Genomic DNA, 19,318 nt, shown 5'->3' on the forward strand with positions numbered 1-19,318 from the left:
AACCGCATCGCGGCACCCGAGCGCGGCGAGGGCAAGACCCGCCTCGTCGGCGATGTCGCCTTTGCGGAGGTTTCTCCGGTTGCCGCCGTCATCACCCCGGTGCCGGGTGGCGTCGGCCCGATGACGATCGCCATGCTGATGGCCAATACGGTGATTGCCGCCCATCGCTCGGCAGGGCTGACACCGCCGATATTCTAAGGAAAGTGCCATTGGGACAGCCGACAAAAATCACCGGGATCGGCTTGCCACAGCGTGAAAGACGAATATAGTCAGGAAATAAATATTCCGTAGAGGAAATAAGAGGGAACGGAAATGGCATTATCTTGGCGTTTCTCCGCCTTGGCGGATCGGCATCGCGCTCTGGGATCGAAGCTCGAGGACTGGAGCGGAATGGGAACCGCCTGGACCTACGACAAGAACATGTCAGACGAGCATGTCGCGGTCCGCACCAAGGCCGGCATCATGGATGTCTCGGGCCTGAAGAAGGTGCATCTTGTCGGCCCGCATGCGATCGCCGTGCTCGACTATATCACCACCCGCGACATGACGAAGATCTATCCCGGCCGCTCGGTCTACGCGACCATGCTGAACGACCGCGGCCACTTCACCGACGATTGCATCGTCTACCGCACCGGCCCGAATTCCTGGATGCTGGTACACGGCTCAGGTTCCGGCCACGAGGAACTCGTCAAGCAGGCGGCCGGCCGAAACTGCGCCGTGCTCTTCGACGACGACCTGCATGACCTGTCGCTGCAGGGCCCGATCGCGGTCGATTACCTCGCCAAATATGTGCCCGGCATCCGCGACCTCAAATATTTCCATCACATGCAGACGACGCTGTTCGGCGCGCCGGTCATGATCTCGCGCACCGGCTATACCGGCGAGCGCGGCTACGAAATCTTCGTGCGCGGCCAGGACGCCGTCATGGTCTGGGATCGTATCGTCGCAGAAGGCGCCGATATGGGCATCATTCCCTGCTGCTTCTCTGTGCTCGACATGCTGCGCGTCGAGAGCTACCTGCTGTTCTATCCCTACGACAATTCGCAGATGTATCCCTTTGCCGACCAGCCGCCCGGCGACAGCCTGTGGGAACTCGGCCTCGATTTCACGGTCAGCCCCGGCAAGACCGGCTTCCGTGGCGCCGAAGAACATGCGCGGCTAAAGGGCAAGGAACGCTTCAAGATCTTCGGCATGCTGATCGACGCGGACGGTCCGGCCGATCTCGGCGACGAGGTCTTTGCCGACGGCAAGAAAGTCGGCGTCATCACCTGCCCGAGCTATTCGTCGCTGACGAAGAAATCCATGGCGATTGCCCGTCTCGATGTTGACAAGGCGGTGCACGGGGCGAAACTCGAAGTACGCGGCAAGACCGTCAAGGCGAGCGCCACCGCCCATACGCTCCCCTTCGACGATCCGGAGAAGAAGAAGAGGACTGCCGTAGGTTAAGGAGCACGCGAATGCTCGTTGCAGGCATCAAGAGCCGACCAGTCTACAAGGGCCTGACCATCCAGCCGCACGCCCGGCGGCACATTTTCGCGCTCGAAGGGGAGGGCGCCAAGGCTCTCCTCGACCAGCAGCCGGTGCTTGACGAGGCAGCCCTTTCCCGCAGCGAGATCCTCTATGTCGCCCGCGGCTCCCAATGGTCCGGCCTGGACGAGGCGCTGCGCCATCTCGGCGCCGACATGTTCTTCACGGCCCCGACGATCGCGACGCTGCTCTTTCGGTTGAAGGGTTCGCTCGCCACCGCCCATATGGGCACGCGGCTTTATATTTCGGGGACGGAAGGCTTCATCGGCCAGGCGATGCTGGTGGCGCTCGAATACGGCATGGACCATGCCTCCATCATCACCGAGCATCGCGGCTCGCTGGCTAGGCGCGTGCAATGTGTCCATTGCAAAGGCATCACCGACGACGTCACCGTCAGCCCCTTTTCCTGCAGCCATTGCGGGCTGACGCTTCTCGTGCGTGACCATTATTCGCGTCGGCTCGCCGCCTTCCAGGGCGTCAATATCGATGCGGAAGAGCCCGGCAGCGCGCCCAATCCGGAGGAGTTGTTCCTTTGAGCGGTGGTACAGAAATTCCCGTCCGCGTGGTGCGGATCACCCCGATCGCCGAGCGCGTCAAGCGCTTCCGCTTCGAGCGGCTGGACGGCAAGCCGATGCCTTATTTCTCCGGCGGCGCCCATGTCATCGTCTCGATGAACGATGGCGGCCATATGCGCCGCAACGCCTATTCGCTGATGTCGCCGCCGCATGATTGCGCCGCCTATGAGATCAGCGTGCTGCACGTCGAGGATTCGCGCGGCGGCTCCACCTTCATGCATGAGAAGGTCAGCGAAGGCGACGAGCTGAAGGTCAGCTATCCCGTCAACCTGTTCCAACCGGATTGGCGCGGGCGCAAGCATCTTCTGATTGCCGGCGGCATCGGCATTACGCCCTTCATTGCGATGATGGAGCAGTTTTCCCGCGAAAGCGCCAATTTCGAACTGCATTACGCCATCCGCACGCGGGACCGCGGCGCCTACTGGCGGGAACTGCTGGAGCGCTACGGTCCGCATCGCATCAAGATCTATTGCGACTCCGAAGGCGGCGCCATTCCTCTGACACGGCTGCTCGACAGCCAGCCGCTCGGCACGCATCTTTATGTCTGCGGCCCCACAGGCATGATCGACGGCGTGCTGAAGACGGGGCTGAATGCCGGCTGGCCGGAACAGAACCTGCATTCGGAACGGTTCCTGTCGTCGCTGCCCGGTAAACCCTTCGCGATCGAGCTACTGCGATCCGGCAAGACCGTGAAGGTCGGCCATCACGAAAGCATGCTGGAGGCGATCGAGGCGGCGGGCGTCGACGCGCCCTTCCTCTGTCGCGGCGGGGCCTGCGGTCAATGCGAGACCGGGGTCGTCACCTGCGACGGCAAGCTGCTGCACAATGACGTCTATCTCACGAGCGAAGAAAAAGCATCCGGCCGCAAGGTGATGATCTGTGTTTCCCGCTTCGAGGGAAACACGCTGCATCTCGATCTTTGACGGTAAAAAGGAGACCGGACATGGCAATCGCCTTCAAGCAGGAAACGTTCCGGGACGATTTCAGCTATCGGAACAGCCCCGGGAACATCCGTCGCTTCCCGTTTCCCTTCGACCGCGACGAATACATGTATTCCGTCAATATGGAGCCGCATGTGCGCGGCCGGGCGGACACCGTTTACGAAAACCTGATCGACGTCGACGAGCACTATGTCGCCGAGATGTGCGATCGCGCGCTGGTGTTGAAGGAAGACCCGCTGCGCTATCAGGCTCTGCCGCACATGATGAGCGCGCAGTGGGACACGCTCGAACTGCTGATGGAAGAGCAGGCGGCGGGTTTTCCTGACCACTTCACGCTGATCCGCAACGGCGACCATTGGCGCTGGATCAACCGCCCGCTCGGCATCGACGACAGCTTCACCTTCGGCGATGCCTCGACGCTGCCCTGCGAGCCCTTCGAATATATCACCCGCCAGGCCCAGGGCGATTTCTGCATCGTCGATCAGCGCGACGGCAATCTCTGGATGGATGCCGGTATGGTGACGACGCAGGCCGACTGGTCGCTCGATTTCGACCTCGGCATGAACTTCATGGAATGGCATGGACCGGTGCCGCTCGCCCACCAGATCGGCGTCTTTGACCGGGCTTTGAAATTCCTGCTGAACCTGCAGCAGGGCAAGCCGACCCGGCGCTTCAACTGGACGATGACGATCAATCCGCGGCTCGACACCAGTCCTGAGAATTATCACAAATGGGGTCCCGACCGCACGACGGTGACGCCTGACAATGTCGGCGAGAAGGTGCATCTGCGCGTCGAGCTGCAAAGCCTCTGGCGTCTGCCGCGCTCGAATGCCATCCTCTTCGTCATCCGCTGCTATTTGATGAACATGGAAGAACTCGTCACCGTGCCGAAATGGGCGCGGCGCTTCCCGCGCGTGCTGAAGACGCTGCCGCCAGAGCTCATCGACTACAAGGGCCTCACCCGCTTCCGCGAGACCACGATCGACTGGCTTTCCAAATACGACGATGGGGCGCCGACCAGCCCCGGCATTTATCCGGACTGAGGCGCAGCGATGCGCACCAGCGCCGTGCGTCTTCTCAGACGCGTAAACTAAGCAATGACATATAATCAAGAGGGGAATGCTTCATGACAAGAGTTGCCGTCATCGGCGCCGGTCCTTCCGGGCTTGCCCAGTTGCGGGCCTTCCAGTCGGCCGCACAGAAGGGTGCGGAGATCCCGGAGATCGTCTGCTTCGAAAAGCAGTCCGACTGGGGCGGGCTCTGGAACTATACCTGGCGCACCGGCCTCGACGAATATGGCGAGCCGGTCCACGGCAGTATGTATCGTTACCTTTGGTCGAACGGCCCGAAGGAATGCCTCGAATTCGCCGACTATTCCTTCGAGGAGCATTTCGGCAAGCCGATCGCCTCCTATCCGCCGCGCGCCGTGCTGTGGGACTATATCAAGGGCCGCGTCGAAAAGGCGAATGTCCGCCATTGGGTGCGCTTCAATACACCGGTGCGCATGGTGCGTTTCGATGATGCCACGAAGAAATTCACGGTGACGGCGCATAACCGCGTCGAAGATCAGATGTACGACGAGGAATTCGACTATGTCGTGGTGGCGAGCGGCCACTTCTCGACACCGAACGTGCCTTATTTCGAGGGCGTGAAAACCTTCAATGGCCGCGTCCTGCATGCCCACGACTTCCGCGATGCGCTGGAATTCAAGGGCAAGGATATCCTCATCGTCGGCCGCAGCTACTCGGCCGAGGATATCGGCTCGCAATGCTGGAAATACGGCGCCAAGTCGGTCACCACGAGCTATCGGTCGAAGCCTATGGGGTTCAACTGGCCGGATAATTTCGAAGAACGGCCGCTGCTCACCAGGCTCGAAAACCGCACCGCCCATTTCCTCGACGGTTCAACGAAGGAAGTTGATGCGCTGATCCTGTGCACGGGATACCAGCATCACTTCCCCTTCCTGCCCGACGAGTTGAGGCTCAAGACTGCCAACCGCCTCTGGGCGGACCATCTCTACAAGGGTGTGATCTTCGACAGGAACCCGCAGCTTTTCTATATCGGCATGCAGGACCAGTTCTACACCTTCAACATGTTCGACGTGCAGGCATGGTGGGCGCGCGACGTGATGATGGGTCGCATCACCCTGCCGCCGGAAGAGGAACTGAAGGCGAATTTCGACATGTGGCGGGCCCGCGAGGAGACGCTCGAGGATGCCGAGCAGATGATCTGGTACCAGGGTGACTACGTGAAGGAACTGCTCGCCGAAACCGACTATCCGAGCTTCGACATTGAGGGGACCAACAAGACCTTCATGGAGTGGGAGCACCACAAGGCGGAAAACATCATGGGCTTCCGCGATCACGCCTATCGTTCGCTGATGACCGGCAACATGTCGCCGACGCACCACACGCCCTGGGTCGAGGCGCTCGACGATTCCATGGAGGAATATCTGCGCAACTGATCTTTCCCAGGCTCCCGCGTAACCGAGAAAGGGTCGTCCGTCGCGACCCTTTCCGGCGTGTTTGAAATGAGACGAAGCAAACCCGATCTGCAACTCATTTTCTCAAGGCGTGGTCTTCATGGATTTTCAGAGCAGTGTTCTCGGCCGCATGAGCGGTTTTCTCTATCGTTGCCGTGCGGATGAAAATTACACGATGCTGGAGATGACCGATGGCATCGAACGCATCTTCGGCTATCCGGCAGAGGAGATTATCGGCAACAGCACACGCACCTTCACCTCGATCATGTGTGAAGAGGACGTGCCGCTGATGGATGAGGTCGTCGGCATCGCGCTGGAAAGCCGCACCGACTGGACGATGGAATATCGTATCCGCCACCGTGACGGATATTATGTCTGGGTGACGGAAACGGGTGGGGGCATCTGGGACGAAAACGGCGAGCTGCTTTATCTTGAGGGCAGCATTATCAACATCGAGTCACTCTACCGGCGCATCGACGAGCAGACCGCCGGCATGCGCATCACCGCCTCGAAGACTAACGAGATCCTGCAATCGCTGCGCTACCTGAAGCTGCTCGCCGTCAATGCCGGCATCGAGGCGGCAAGGGCGGGGACGGCGGGTTCCGGCTTCGCCGTGCTCGCCGCTGAGATGCGTCAGCTCGCCAATTCCTCCGAAGAGGCCGCAAGGGCAATCACCAGTGCCCAGCGCAGGGCGGAATAGTGGTTTTTACGAACGCGGCCGGGTCTTCTGCGGATCGTAGTGCGACAGCGGCACCACGATCGCCGGCAAGCGCTTCTGCTGGCCGTCGAGCTTGCCGATCTCAACCTCTGTGCCGACGGCGGCACGGGTGACGTTGACGCGGGCGAGCGCAATCGTCTTGCCGAGGATCGGAGAGCGCGTGGCACTGGTGATAACGCCGACCTGGGCGCGGCCAACATGGACGCAATCGCCGTGGCCGACCGCGTCGTTCGCCTGTATGTCTAGACCGACCATCAGGTGGCGCGGATGCTCCTTGCGGCGCAGGAGCGCCTCGCGGCCGATGAAATCGTCCTGCTTGGACTTGAGCGGCACGGTAAAACCAATGCCAGCCTCGAAGGGGTCGGTCTGGTCGTCGAATTCGTGATGGGCGAAGACGAGGCCTGCCTCGATGCGGACCATGTCGAGCGCTTCTAGTCCCATCGGCTTCAGCCCATAGGGTTCGCCGGCCTTCCAGACGGCATCGAAGACGGTCAGCGCATCCTTCGGATGACAGAAGATCTCGTAGCCGAGTTCGCCGGTATAGCCGGTACGCGAGACGACGACCGGAGCGCCTTCAAAGCCACCGATGCGGCCGACTGTGAAACGGAACCATTCGAGCTCGCCGATCTCAGGCTGGCGTGGCGCCGTCCAGATGATCTCCTTGAGGATGTCCCTGCTCTTTGGTCCCTGCAGGGCGATATTGTGCATCTGGTCTGTCGAAGAGCGTACCCAGGCCTTGAAGCCCTTCTTCTCGGCCTGTTCGCGCAGCCATATGCCGCTGTAGTCGTCGCCGCCGATCCAGCGGAAATTTTTATCGGCGAGGCGAAAGAGCGTGCCGTCGTCGATCATGCCGCCGTGCTCGTAGCACATGGCGGAATAAACAACCTGCCCGGTCGACAGCTTGCGCACGTCGCGCGTCAGGCAATATTGTAAGAGTTCCTCGGCATCCGGACCCGTGACTTCGAATTTGCGCAACGGCGACAGGTCTATGACGGCGGCCTTCTCGCGGCAGGCCCAATATTCCTCGACCGGACCTGCGGAGGAAAACCGGTTTGGCAGCCAGTAGCCGCGATATTCAGTGTAATCCCGCGTCAGTGCCGAGAGGCGGGGGTGGAAGGCGGTTTCCCGCGTCAGGTCTGCGTCGGCGTCAGGGGTCATGCGATAGGCTACCGCTCTTGAGAATTTTTCTTTTCCGGAGAAGGTGCGCACCTGGATATCGGTCGGATCCCAGCCGTTGGCCGCATCGATATCGTCGGGGCAGGAGGAGGAGACGCAGACGAGGTCGGTCAGCGCCCGCATCAGCACATAATCGCCCGGCCGCGACCATGGCTCGTCGAGATAGAGCTGGTTGTTGTGGTCGATATTCGTATTGTAGAAATAATTGAGCGCCTCCCAGCCCTTCCGGCCAGCTATGCCGTAGGGCGCTAGCGCCGCGTTGAAATTGTCGGTGCAATTGACATGGCCGGGATAGCCCATGTCGTCGTAGTAGCGCGAATTGCAGGCGGTCGCGAATGCGTCATGGCGGCCGACCGTGTCCTGGACGACCTCCACCAACGGCTCGAAATCGCGGTCGAAAGCCTTGGACGGCAGGCCGGGGGCGGGATAGCTGCGGCCGAGCAGGGTGCGTGTGACGGTGGAATCGAGCGCAAGATCAAGACCCTTGTCGACCTTGCGGGCGGCGAAGGCCTGGAAATCGGTGCATTGCCGGCCGTAGACATCGATGATCTGGATGAACTCTCCGGCACGGACGAAATAGGCCGAGGCGGTCGCCGCCTTGATGCGGATGTCCTCGATCGGATCGGCCATCGGCTCGGGGAGGGCCGCGGCATAGTCGCGGATCAGCCTGCTGCGCCTGATGCGGATCTCGATCGGCGTTGCCGTGTCCTGCGCGTCAGGCGACATCGCCGTTGCAGGTGCGGCGGCAATCAGCAGACCCTTCATCGTGATCGCAAACTCCGCCTTGCTGCCCGGAATGGAGGCTTCGCTGAACATGCGGATTGCACCTGCCGTGGCGAGATCGGCACCGCGTCGCTCAAGCGCCGTGCGGGTCCGGTCGGCGCCCTCATCACCTGAAGAGAGAATGGCCTTTAGTCCTTCGGCCGAGCCGGTGAAGGCTGCGCCGAGGCCGGTCGATTGAAACCGGCCATTTTCGTCGAGGAAGGAAAGCTCGCAGGCTTGTCCACCTTCGCTGTCGATTAGGGTGACGTGGTCGCCTGCCTCGACGCGAACAACAAGGGATCCACCGCCCTTGCAGCGGTAACGCTCGACACCCTCGGGCAGCGCGGGGATACCGGGATAGCGGATGATGCTTGCCGATACCGGTCGCACCCCTGACATCCCGGGATGGAGATCTCGCATGTGGTCCTCATGGGATTGATGTGCTCTCCGGCACGCAAATCATGCTGACAAAATGCCGCCCGAAAGTAAAGGGATGTTGACTAAAAAGAAAATATCTTCACTATGCATAAAGGGTCGAGACTCGGAAATCCGCTCGGGAACGCGGATCGAGAAAATGCCGGGCAGCCCATGCAATGCCACGGGAGGCGCGTTCAGGGAGACGTACGCAAAGCTACGTCCCGAACAAATAGAATGGGGAATTTCACCGATGACGGATATCGTGGACGCCGGCGTTGCCGCCGGCACCGAAGGTAAACTTATACGCGCGCTTGACTGGAAGGGTGCGTTTTGGGTGGCAGCCGGCGTGCCACCGCTTGTTCTCTTCTCCATCGGCGGTATTGCAGGTACGACCGGCAAGCTCGCCTTTGTGGTCTGGATCATCTCGATGATCATGGGCTTCCTGCAATCCTTCACCTATGCCGAAATCGCCGGCATGTTCGGCAACAAGTCGGGCGGCGCATCGGTCTATGGCGCCACGGCCTGGCTGCGCTATTCGAAATTCATCGCGCCGCTGTCCGTCTGGTGTAACTGGTTTGCCTGGTCTCCGGTGCTTTCGCTCGGCTGCGCCATTGCGGCCGGATATATTCTCAATGCCTTCTTCCCGATCCCGGCAGCGGATTCGCAGGCGGTCCTCGCCTGGATCAGCGCGCATGCCGCTTCGATCACGGCCGATAGCCCCCGCGTCGCCGAATATATTGCTGCCCATGCCGGCACTTCGCCTGAGGATGCGGTCAAGGCGCTGCTGAGCGCGGACGGCGTATCCGCGCTGACGCCGGCGATCCGCAGCTGGTCGCTCGTCAGCTTCAGCATTCCCTTCCTGGCCACCGCCAATATCAACGCCACCTTCTTCATCGGCGGCATCCTGATGCTGATCATCTTTGCGATCCAGCATCGCGGCATCTCCGAGACGGCGAGCGTCCAGAAATGGCTGGCGATCATCGTGCTCGTACCGCTGCTCATCATCGGTCTTTATCCGATCATCAGCGGCCAGATCGTTAGCGCCAACGTCACCGGGCTGGTTCCGCCAACGGCGGCCTATGCCGGCACCGACGGTACCTGGAGCAATGGCGGCTGGACGCTGTTCCTCGGCGGTCTCTATATCGCCGCCTGGTCGACCTACGGTTTCGAGACTGCGGTCTGCTATACGCGCGAACTGAAGAACCCCAAGACGGATACCTTCAAGGCGATCTTCTATTCCGGCCTTGCCTGCTGCTTGTTCTTCTTCCTCGTACCTTTCGCCTTCCAGGGCGTGCTCGGTCATGCGGGCATGCTGGCGCCGGGCATCATTGACGGGACGGGTGTCGCCGAAGCACTCAGCGGACTGATCGGCGCCGGCCGTGTCGTCACCCAGCTTCTCGTCGTGCTGATGATCATGGCGCTTTTCCTCGCCATCATGACCGCGATGGCAGGCTCCTCGCGCACGCTCTACCAGGGCTCGAAGGATGGCTGGCTGCCGAAATATCTCGACCATGTCAACGAACACGGTGCCCCGACCCGGGCGATGTGGACGGACTTTGCCTTCAATCTTTTCCTGTTGGCGATCGCGTCCGATGCTGGCGGCTATTTCTTCGTGCTCGCCGTCTCCAATGTCGGTTACATCATCTTCAACTTCCTGAACCTTAATTCCGGCTGGATCCATCGCATGGATTCCGGTCATGTCGAGCGTCCCTGGAAGGCCCCCACCTGGCTGATCGGCGTCAATACCGTGCTTGCCTTCGTCAACGCGCTCTTCCTCGGCGCCGGCGCGAAGGTCTGGGGCTACGCCAACGCGCTCTGGGTCGGCTTCATCTTCGCCGCGCTTATCCTGCCGGTTTTCGCCTATCGCCACTACGTCCGCGACGGCGGCAAATTCCCGGCCGGCGCCATGGACGACCTCGGGCTCGTGGGCCAGGACCTCGGTGTCAAAAAGGCCGGGATATTGCCATACCTCGCGCTTGCCGGCGGTCTCGCCATCGTATTGATCGCCAACTGGATCTTCCAATTGCCCGCTTAAGGATTGTCGGCCGGGGTATTCTGACAGATTTGTCTGATGCTCGGGCTCGGGCAGAGAAACCATATGCCTGCAGAGGCGTCAGTTGGAAACGGCTGACGCCTCTGCACGCATCTATGCGGTGTCAGGACCCGCCGGAACGTCCGAGGCCACCACGACTATGACTGCACTCACACACCTGAAAGATCGACTTCTCGGGCAGAAGCCGGTCGGCGTTGACTGCAGTGCCTCGGACGCTCGAGCTCCATAGATATGTGACCGTCAACGGCATCGATATCTCTTCCCGCGAGTAGGGCCTGAAAACGCACCCGTGGTGCTGTTGCCGCCCGACTATCCATGCTCGTGTACGAACTCCGAACCTCAAACCAAAGTTTGCGACGCCGATCAGCGATCGAGAGGCAATTTTCACCGTGTGATCTCTGAATAGCATTCATAACATCCTGTGCCGCGTCGTCGGCGCGGTCGGCCATCTGCTCGCCCTTTCGGCTTGTCGCGGTCGTGGCTCTCAGGGCGCGTGATCCGCCTATCGGTGAGATGCGTTTTGAAGTTCGCTTTCCATTCCGTCTCCCAAACGCTTTTTCCTGCTGCTGCCCTGAAATGAGAAAGCGATTTCTTATAATCCATATTATCTACTGTTTTTATAGACAATATGGATCCGGATGAGGCGTTTTCGCATGACCTATTTTCTCAGCCTTCTCGACAAGAGCCCGATCGAACAGGGAAAAAGCGCTAGCGAAGCCTTGCAGGCAAGCGTGCGGCTGGCGATCCGGGCCGAGGAACTCGGCTATCATCGGTTCTGGGTCGCCGAGCATCACAATATGTCTAACCTGGCGAGTTCTGCGCCGGAAACACTGATTGCCTATCTCCTGGCGCGGACTTCGAAAATTCGCATCGGGTCGGGCGGGGTGATGCTCCAACATTACAGCGCCTACAAAGTGGCCGAGACCTTCAATCTTCTCGCCTCGCTTGCGCCCGGCCGCGTCGACCTCGGCGTCGGCAAGGCGCCAGGCGGCTTTCCGCTGTCAACGCGGGCTCTTCAGGCGGCTTTCGATCCAGAAAGGAAGCCGGATTTCGCCGTCCAGCTTTCCGACATCAACACCTATCTTGCGGCTGATCCCAACTATGAAGGTGTGCAGGCGACGCCCTTTCCGCCTCATGCGCCGGAGCGCTTCCTTCTCGGCGCAAGCGTCGAGAGCGCAGTACTTGCCGCAGAGAAAGGCTGGGAGCTGGTTTTTGCCGGTCATCTCAACGGCGATCCGGAGAACCTGCGCAAGACTTTTGAAGCCTATGAACGCGCCTCTGATGGCAAGAGGCCGATCCTCGCGCTGGCTGCCTTCGCGGCGGACAATGAGGAGCAGGCGCGCGAGCGCGTCTGCAATCTGCGCATCGTCAAGGTCTTCCTGCCGAACGGCCAGACCGTGAATGTCGGCAGCGAGGAACAGGCGGCCGAATTCGCAAGGCAGGCCGGTGTCACCGAGTATCGCATCGAGGAAAAAGTGCCGAGCGTGCTGCACGGTACCGCAGCCCAGATCCGCAAGGAACTGGACGAGCTGCATCGCCGCTACGGGGTCAAGGAATTCATTCTCGATACACCGGCACTCGCCGCTTCCGAGCGGCTTTCCTCAATCGAGTTGCTCGCCAAGGAACGGCTTTCCCTCGCAGCCTGACCATCCCCAGGAGGATTGAACCCATGGCCAAGAAGAAAATCACTTTCGGTATCATGCTGCAGGGCCCGGGCGGCCATATGAACGCCTGGAAACATCCAAGCGGCCCGGCCGATGCCAGCACCAATTTCGACTTTTTCGTCAAGACGGCGCGCAAGGCCGAAGAAGCAGGCATCGCCTTCGCCTTCGTTGCCGACGGCCTCTATATCAACGAACAATCGATCCCGCACTTCCTCAACCGGTTCGAGCCGCTGACGATCCTTGCTGCGCTCGCGGCCTCGACCTCGAAGATCGGCCTAGTCGGCACGGTCTCCACTTCCTACAGCGATCCCTTCACGATTGCCCGGCAGTTCGCCTCCATCGACCTCGTCAGCGGCGGCCGTGCCGGCTGGAATGCCGTGACCTCGCCACTCGAAGGCTCGGGCCGCAACTATGGGCGCGAGCATCCCGAGCACGAGCTGCGTTACGAGATCGCTGAGGAATATATCGACGCCATCAGGGGTCTCTGGGACTCTTGGGATGACGATGCCTTCGTGCGCGACCGTCAGAGCGGCGTCTACGCCGACAAGACCAAACTGCACCGGCTGAACCACAAGGGGCGCTTCTTCCGCATCGAAGGGCCGCTCAATATCGGCCGCTCGAAACAGGGCCAGCCGGTGGTTTTCCAGGCGGGCGCCTCCGATTCCGGTATCCGGCTCGCCGGCAAACATGCCGACGCGGTCTTCACCAACGGCGGACCGATCGAGGAAGCGCAGGCTTTCTACAAGCAACTCAAGCAGAGCGCGATCGCGCAAGGGCGACGGACCGCAGAGATCGGCGTCTATCCCGGTATCGGCCCGATCGTCGGCGCGACGGCAGAGGAAGCGGAGGCCAAGTATCAGGCGATCCGCAATCTCGTCACCATTGAAGAGGCGCTGCTCTATCTCGGCCGCTTCTTCGACCATCACGATTTCAGCGCCTATCCGCTCGACGAACCTTTCCCTGATATCGGCGACATCGGCCGCAACAATTTCCGTGCCACGACGGATCGGATCAAGAAGACGGCGCGCGAAAAGGGGCTCACCCTCCGGGATGTCGCGCTCGACGCGGCAACGCCGCGCACGGCGTTCATCGGTACTGCAGATCATATCGCCAACGAGATCATCCGCTGGATCGACGGCGAGGCTGCCGATGGTTTCATCCTTGGGTTCCCCGTCATCGCCGAAGGCTTCGATGATTTTTCCCGCCATGTGCTGCCGCTCCTCGAAAGGCGCGGCTACTTCGATCCCGTCCTGAAGGGTGAGACGCTCCGCGATCATCTGGGGCTGCCTTTCCGCGAGAGCCGCTATGCGACAGATGCCGGTGAGGTCGAACAGGGAAAGGCTGCCAGCGCCTGAGGCGCGGCGGACAATTCCATGAACGTCATTACAAAACCTTCGCGCAGCCACGATCCGGTCGAGACGGGAATTGCCGTCTATCTCGATGAATTCATCGCGCTGCGCCACGACCTTCACCAATATCCGGAGCTTGCTTTTCAGGAGCGCCGCACGAGCAAGCTCGTGGCATCACACCTTTCCTCCTGGGGCTATGAGGTGGCGACGGGCATTGCCGGCACCGGCATCGTCGCCACCCTGGTCCGCGGAAACGGCAAGCGCTCCATCGCCATCCGAGCCGATATGGACGCCCTGCCGATCGAGGAGGCGACAGGCCTTTCCTATGCAAGCAGCAATCCCGGCGTCATGCATGCCTGTGGCCACGATGGCCATACGACGATCCTGCTTGCCGCTGCGCGCTATCTGGCCGAGGCCGGCAATTTCAGCGGTACGTTTCGGCTGATCTTCCAGCCGGCCGAAGAGATCGGTGCCGGTGCTCGCAAGATGATCTCGGAAGGCCTGTTCGAACGGTTTCCGGTCGATGCGGTCTTTGGGCTGCACAATTGGCCGGCCGTGCCGGCCGGTAAGTTCGGTTTCGTTGCCGATGCCGCCATGGCGTCCGTCGATCAGGCGGTCATCCGCATCGTCGGCAAGGGTGGTCATGGCGCCGAGCCGCATCGCGCCATCGATCCGGTGCTGGCATCGGCTTCCTTCATCACGGCGTTGCAGAGCATCGTCTCACGCAATGTCGATCCGCAGGATATGGCCGTCGTCACCGTCGGCTCCATCCATGCCGGGTCAGCGTCGAATGTCATTCCGGAGAGCGTCGAGCTAAAGCTCACCATGCGTGCCTTCAACCAGGCGGTGCGCGACAAACTCCAGGAACGCGTGCCGGCGCTTGCCCTAGCCCAAGCTGAGAGCTTCGGGGCAACGGCCGAGGTCGATTACCGGCTTGGCTTTCCGGCGCTCATCAACCATCGGGCCGAGACGGCCTTTGCCCGCGATGTCGCGCTCTCCTCTTTCGAACCGGAAAGGATCGAGGCTGGGTTCCGCCCGCGCACGGCAAGCGAGGATTTCGCCTTCATGCTGCAGGAGAAGCCGGGCAGCTATCTCTTCGTCGGCAATGGCGACAGCGCGCCTCTTCACAGCGCTCACTATGATTTCAACGACGCGATCATTGCGCCCGCCGCCCGCTACTGGGTGCGGCTTGCCGAGACCTTCCTCACTGACGACAACGGGTGACGAACGACATGAGCGACACGTTTCTCTACACTTCCCCGCTCGACCCCCGCGCCAAGCCGCTGATCGACGAACTTATCCACGAATATGACAGCCGCTACGGGAACTATTTCAGCGATGAGGGTGCCGCGGCAGAGCTCAACCGCTATCCGCCCGAGGCTTTCGCGCCGCCCGTCGGCAATTTCGTGCTGCTGGTACGCGGCGGCGAGACGATCGGCGGCGGCGCTTTCAAATATTATGATGAGCAGACCGCCGAGTTCAAACGCATCTGGACACGCTCTGACCTACGTCGGCAGGGCCTTGCCCGCAAGGTTCTCGTGGAACTGGAAGCGCAGGCCGCCCGCCAAGGCTATTCGCGGGTCTACCTGACGACCGGCTTTCGCCAGCCGGAGGCGGTCGGCCTCTATCTCAACTACGGCTATACGGCGCTCTTCGACCCCAAGGTCGACCCGGAAATCTATAAGACGCTGCCCTTCGAGAAGGATATCCGCCACCTCGCACCGCAGCTGTCGGCCAACGCCGATCGCCCGCCATTACAGGCAGCAGCACGTCGCTGAATCCAGGCAAATAACGCTCCATAAAAAGGGGGATATACGATGGCACTGACGAGTGACTATGCCGGCATCGATACCGGCAGCAGGGCAGGGGACCGAACGCTTCAGGATTATTCCCGACTGAGGATCGTCCCGGCGCGGCATCCCGGCCGGGTTGCCGGCACCATATTCGCTGCTCTCGTCATTGCCGCCGTCCTCTATTCGACCTTCACCAATCCGCGCTGGGGCTGGGATGTTTTTGCCGAATGGTTCTTTGCGGCGCCTGTTCTCGCCGGCCTCGGGCGCACGCTGCTCCTGACACTGTTGGCAACGATCTCCGGTTCGATCCTCGGCACGGCACTGGCGCTTGCCCGTGTCTCGAGATCGCCGCTGCTTTCGGGCCTATCCTGGGGCTACATCTGGCTGCTGCGATCGATCCCCGTGATCGTTCTGCTGCTGGTGCTGAACAATCTCGGCTATCTCTATGAGACGGTGAAGCTCGGGGTGCCGTTCACTGGCACTGTCCTCTTCGAATATCCGACGACACAATTGCTGACGCCCTTTGCTGCCGCGTTCCTCGGTCTCACGCTCAATCAGTCGGCCTTCTTCGCCGAGATCGTCCGCGGCGGCATTCTGTCCGTCGATCAGGGGCAACTTGAAGCCGCTTCGGCGCTCGGTCTCTCGCGCCGTCGTCAGGCATTCCGTATCGTGCTGCCGCAGGCGATGCGTTCGATCCTGCCGACCGGGTTCAATGAGATCATCGGTCTCGCCAAGGCGACCTCCATGGTCTACGTGCTTGCCTTGCCGGAACTGTTCTACACGGTCCAGGTTATCTATCGCCGTAACCTCGAAGTCATTCCGCTGCTGATGGTAGCGACCGTCTGGTACCTCGTCATCATGACGGTGCTGTCGATCGCCCAGCATTATATCGAGCGCTATTTTGCCAAGGGCGCATTGCGCAACCCGAAGCCCTTGCCCTTCCAGTCTTTCCTCAAGCGTTTTGCCCGCCCTTTGCCTACGGCAGCGATCTCTGGCGACTTTACCCGTACCTCCGGCTTCCGTGACGCAGCGGTTCTTCGCACCGGCGGGACGGTGCGCATCCACGGCATTTCCAAGAGCTTCGGCTCTCTGAAAGTGCTCGATGGTATCGACCTCAATCTGCCTGCCGGCAGCGTCACCGCCATTCTCGGTCCCTCGGGCTCCGGAAAGTCCACCCTGCTGCGCGCCATCAACCACTTGGAGCGCGTCGATGCCGGCTTCATCTCGGTCGACGGCGATCTCGTCGGATATGAGCAGAAAGGTGATGTGCTCTACGAGCTCAAGGAAAAGGAAATCCTCAAGCGGCGTGCCGATATCGGTATGGTCTTCCAAAGCTTCAATCTCTTTCCGCACCTGACAGTGCTTGAAAACCTGATCGAAGCGCCGATCCAGGTGCGTGGCGTGAGCCGTGAAGAGGCCGTGCAACTTGCGCAGGAGCTGCTTGCCCGCGTCGGCCTCAGCGACAAGATCAATGCCTATCCGCGCCAGCTCTCCGGCGGCCAGCAGCAGCGCGTCGCCATTGCCCGTGCCCTAGCACTGCGCCCGAAGGTGCTTTTGTTCGATGAGCCGACATCGGCGCTCGACCCGGAACTGGTCGGTGAAGTCCTTGATGTGATCAAGGAACTGGCGCGCACGGGCACGACGCTTGTCATCGTCACGCACGAAATCGGCTTTGCCCGTGAAGTTGCCGACACTGTCGTCTTCATGGATGGCGGCCATATTCTCGAAGCCGACTCGCCGGCCCGCATCTTCAACGGCGCGGAACATCCCCGCACACGTGAATTCCTCGCCAAAGTTCTCTGAAAATAGCAAGGCATCAGCAGATCCCGGCCGCGACGGGCGTCCGGAGGGCATGAAAAGAAAAACAACCCTAAGATGAAATGGAGAAGGGAAATGGCATTCAGAAATAGAGCCAACTACCTGCTTGCCGGAGTCGTCGCCCTGGCGGCAATCGGCCTCGGCACGGCGCAGGCAGCCGAGAAATTCAATCTCAGCCCCGACACGTCGAACCGCGTGCGGGCCGAAAAAGATGAGACCGCGATCAAGGCCATCGCACCCAACTTCAAGTTCGTCGAACCGGGCAAGTTCACCGTGGCCGTCAACGCCTGGGATCCGCCGATCGCAACCTATGCATCGGATGCTGCGACCGTGGTCGGCGCCGATCCGGATCTGGCGCAACTGCTTGCCGATTCCTTCGGCCTCGAGCTGAACCTTGTTTCCGTCGCCTGGGCGGACTGGCCGCTCGGCGTCTCCTCCGGCAAATATGATGCCGTCATCTCCAACGTCACGGTAACCGAGGAGCGCAAGGAGAAGTTCGATTTCTCCACCTATCGCAAGGACGTGCTTGGCTTCTACGTGAAGTCCGACAGCAAGATCAGCGAGATCAAGGAGCCGAAGGATGTCGCCGGCCTCAAAGTCATCACCGGTGCCGGCACCAATCAGGAAAAGATCATCCTGGAATGGGATCGCCAGAATGTCGCCGCCGGCCTGAAGCCGATTGAAGTTCAATATTATGACGACCGTGCCGCAGCTGATCTGGCGCTGCAGTCCGGCCGTGCCGATGTCGAGTTCAATCCGAATGCGACGCAGGCCTACAGCTCCTCAATCAAGGGGCACACCAAGCTCGTCGGTATCGTCTCCGGCGGCTGGCCGCTGACGGCTGAAATCGCCGTCACCACGAATAAGGGCGCCGGCCTTGCCGATGCCGTCACCGTCGCCCTCAACGACCTTATCAAGAACGGCAAATACGGCGAAGTGCTGAAGCACTGGAGCCTGAACGCCGAAGCCATCGACGACGCCAAGACCAACCCGCCGGGGCTGCCGAAGAGCGGTTCGTAAAGGATGGTCTGACGGACGGGCGTTGGAGGTCGCGCCGGTCCGTCCTCGTTTTCATATATTTTGGAGAGTTCTCTCGTGACGATATTTTCCAGACTGCGCATCGCATCGATTGCCGCCATTGCCTCGCTGACAAGCTGCTATACAGGCGTGGCTGCGGCTGATGAATTCGACCTGAGCCCCGAGCAGCCCAACCGCGTGCACGCTCAGCGCAACGAGGCGGCGATCGCGTCCATTCCGAAGGGTTTCAAGTTCGTCACATCAGGCAAATTCACGGTTGCCGTAAGCCCGGGCGGACCGCCGCTTGCCACTTATGCGACGGATGCCAAGACCGTCGTCGGAGCCGATCCCGAGTACGCGAACGCCATTGCCGAAAGCCTCGGGCTGCAGCTTGAGCTCGTCCCGGTTGCCTGGATCGACTGGCCACTTGGCCTGACGTCGGGCAAATATGATGCTGTTATTTCCAATGTCGGTGTCACCGAGCAGCGCAAGGAGAAGTTCGATTTCTCCACCTACCGGAAAGGTCTGCACGGCTTTTTCGTCAGGGCCGACAGCACGATCGCCTCGATCAAGGAGCCGAAGGATGCGGCAGGACTGCGCTTCATCGTCGGCGCCGGCACCAATCAGGAACGCATCCTGCTGAAATGGAGCGATGAGGATGTCGCTGCCGGCCTCAAGCCGCTCGAGCTGCAATATTATGATGACGAGGCAGCAAGTCTGCTGGCGCTACGCTCAGGCCGTGCCGATGTCATCGTCCAGCCGCATGCCCAACTCGTCTATATCGCCGCCCGCGACAAGAACCTCAAACGGGTCGGAACGCTGAGCGCCGGTTGGCCCGATCGCTCCGACGTTGCGATCACCACCCGCAAAGGAAGCGGCATTGCCGATACGCTGACGCTCGCCACCAATGGTCTGATCAGGGATGGAACCTACGCAAAAATCCTTGCGCACTGGCAGCTTTCAGAAGAGGCGCTGCCCGCTTCCGAGACGAACCCGCCCGGCCTGCCGAAATTCTGAGTGAGGACA

The 19,318-nt window shown here is 60.8% G+C and carries 15 protein-coding genes and 1 pseudogene; 15 read left to right on the top strand and 1 reads right to left on the bottom strand.

Features of this window, described 5'->3' with window-relative positions:
• The 7 genes and pseudogenes from AB4Z13_RS27840 to AB4Z13_RS27870 form a co-directional block, all read left to right on the top strand.
• A pseudogene (locus AB4Z13_RS27840) lies at positions 1–198 on the top strand (bifunctional methylenetetrahydrofolate dehydrogenase/methenyltetrahydrofolate cyclohydrolase); the annotation flags it as partial.
• A 114-nt stretch (positions 199–312) separates the two neighbouring features.
• Positions 313–1,446, top strand: a complete 1,134-nt coding sequence (locus AB4Z13_RS27845; protein ID WP_439018214.1) for an aminomethyltransferase family protein — start codon at positions 313–315, stop codon at positions 1,444–1,446.
• Between the two features lie 11 nt (positions 1,447–1,457).
• Entirely contained in the window at positions 1,458–2,063 is a 606-nt protein-coding gene (locus tag AB4Z13_RS27850) for a dimethylamine monooxygenase subunit DmmA family protein (protein ID WP_439018213.1), read from the top strand.
• A complete protein-coding gene (locus tag AB4Z13_RS27855) occupies positions 2,060–3,025 on the top strand; it encodes a PDR/VanB family oxidoreductase (protein WP_439018212.1) in 966 nt (321 codons plus the stop codon). Before AB4Z13_RS27850 ends, AB4Z13_RS27855 begins: the two co-directional genes overlap by 4 nt.
• A gap of 20 nt (positions 3,026–3,045) precedes the next feature.
• Positions 3,046–4,086: a heme-dependent oxidative N-demethylase family protein gene (locus AB4Z13_RS27860; protein WP_113319633.1), complete on the top strand. Its 1,041-nt coding sequence runs from the start codon at positions 3,046–3,048 to the stop codon at positions 4,084–4,086.
• 83 nt (positions 4,087–4,169) lie between these two features.
• The gene (locus AB4Z13_RS27865) at positions 4,170–5,507 is read left to right on the top strand and encodes an NAD(P)-binding domain-containing protein (protein ID WP_439018211.1); all 1,338 of its coding nucleotides are present in this window, start codon (positions 4,170–4,172) and stop codon (positions 5,505–5,507) included.
• A gap of 118 nt (positions 5,508–5,625) precedes the next feature.
• Positions 5,626–6,225: a methyl-accepting chemotaxis protein gene (locus AB4Z13_RS27870; RefSeq protein ID WP_439018210.1), complete on the top strand. Its 600-nt coding sequence runs from the start codon at positions 5,626–5,628 to the stop codon at positions 6,223–6,225.
• 6 nt (positions 6,226–6,231) lie between these two features.
• Here the strand turns inward: AB4Z13_RS27870 and AB4Z13_RS27875 are convergent, their stop codons facing one another.
• On the bottom strand, positions 6,232–8,601 hold the full coding sequence (locus tag AB4Z13_RS27875; protein ID WP_439018209.1) for a DUF1989 domain-containing protein: 2,370 nt from the start codon (positions 8,599–8,601) through the stop codon (positions 6,232–6,234).
• 247 nt (positions 8,602–8,848) lie between these two features.
• On the opposite strand from AB4Z13_RS27875, the gene AB4Z13_RS27880 reads away from it, so the two are divergent.
• The 8 genes from AB4Z13_RS27880 (at position 8,849) to AB4Z13_RS27915 (ending at position 19,309) form a co-directional block, all read left to right on the top strand.
• Entirely contained in the window at positions 8,849–10,633 is a 1,785-nt protein-coding gene (locus tag AB4Z13_RS27880) for an APC family permease (RefSeq protein ID WP_439018208.1), read from the top strand.
• Positions 10,634–11,304: 671 nt separating this feature from the next.
• On the top strand, positions 11,305–12,297 hold the full coding sequence (locus tag AB4Z13_RS27885; RefSeq protein WP_442207341.1) for an LLM class flavin-dependent oxidoreductase: 993 nt from the start codon (positions 11,305–11,307) through the stop codon (positions 12,295–12,297).
• 23 nt (positions 12,298–12,320) lie between these two features.
• Positions 12,321–13,670: an LLM class flavin-dependent oxidoreductase gene (locus tag AB4Z13_RS27890; RefSeq protein ID WP_439018206.1), complete on the top strand. Its 1,350-nt coding sequence runs from the start codon at positions 12,321–12,323 to the stop codon at positions 13,668–13,670.
• A gap of 18 nt (positions 13,671–13,688) precedes the next feature.
• Positions 13,689–14,888: a M20 aminoacylase family protein gene (locus AB4Z13_RS27895; protein ID WP_442207342.1), complete on the top strand. Its 1,200-nt coding sequence runs from the start codon at positions 13,689–13,691 to the stop codon at positions 14,886–14,888.
• A complete protein-coding gene (locus AB4Z13_RS27900; protein ID WP_442207343.1) occupies positions 14,885–15,442 on the top strand; it encodes a GNAT family N-acetyltransferase in 558 nt (185 codons plus the stop codon). The genes AB4Z13_RS27895 and AB4Z13_RS27900 overlap by 4 nt, the downstream gene beginning before the upstream one ends.
• 39 nt (positions 15,443–15,481) lie before the next feature.
• The gene (locus AB4Z13_RS27905; protein WP_439018203.1) at positions 15,482–17,260 is read left to right on the top strand and encodes an amino acid ABC transporter permease/ATP-binding protein; all 1,779 of its coding nucleotides are present in this window, start codon (positions 15,482–15,484) and stop codon (positions 17,258–17,260) included.
• 90 nt (positions 17,261–17,350) lie between these two features.
• Positions 17,351–18,295, top strand: coding sequence for an ABC transporter substrate-binding protein (locus AB4Z13_RS27910; protein ID WP_439018202.1), 945 nt, complete (start codon positions 17,351–17,353; stop codon positions 18,293–18,295).
• A 75-nt stretch (positions 18,296–18,370) separates the two neighbouring features.
• The gene (locus tag AB4Z13_RS27915) at positions 18,371–19,309 is read left to right on the top strand and encodes an ABC transporter substrate-binding protein (protein ID WP_439018201.1); all 939 of its coding nucleotides are present in this window, start codon (positions 18,371–18,373) and stop codon (positions 19,307–19,309) included.
• Positions 19,310–19,318: the final 9 nt, after the last annotated feature.

The sequence above is a fragment of the Rhizobium sp. YAF28 genome (genome assembly GCF_052113285.1).
In the GTDB taxonomy this organism is placed as follows: Bacteria; Pseudomonadota; Alphaproteobacteria; order Rhizobiales; family Rhizobiaceae; genus Rhizobium.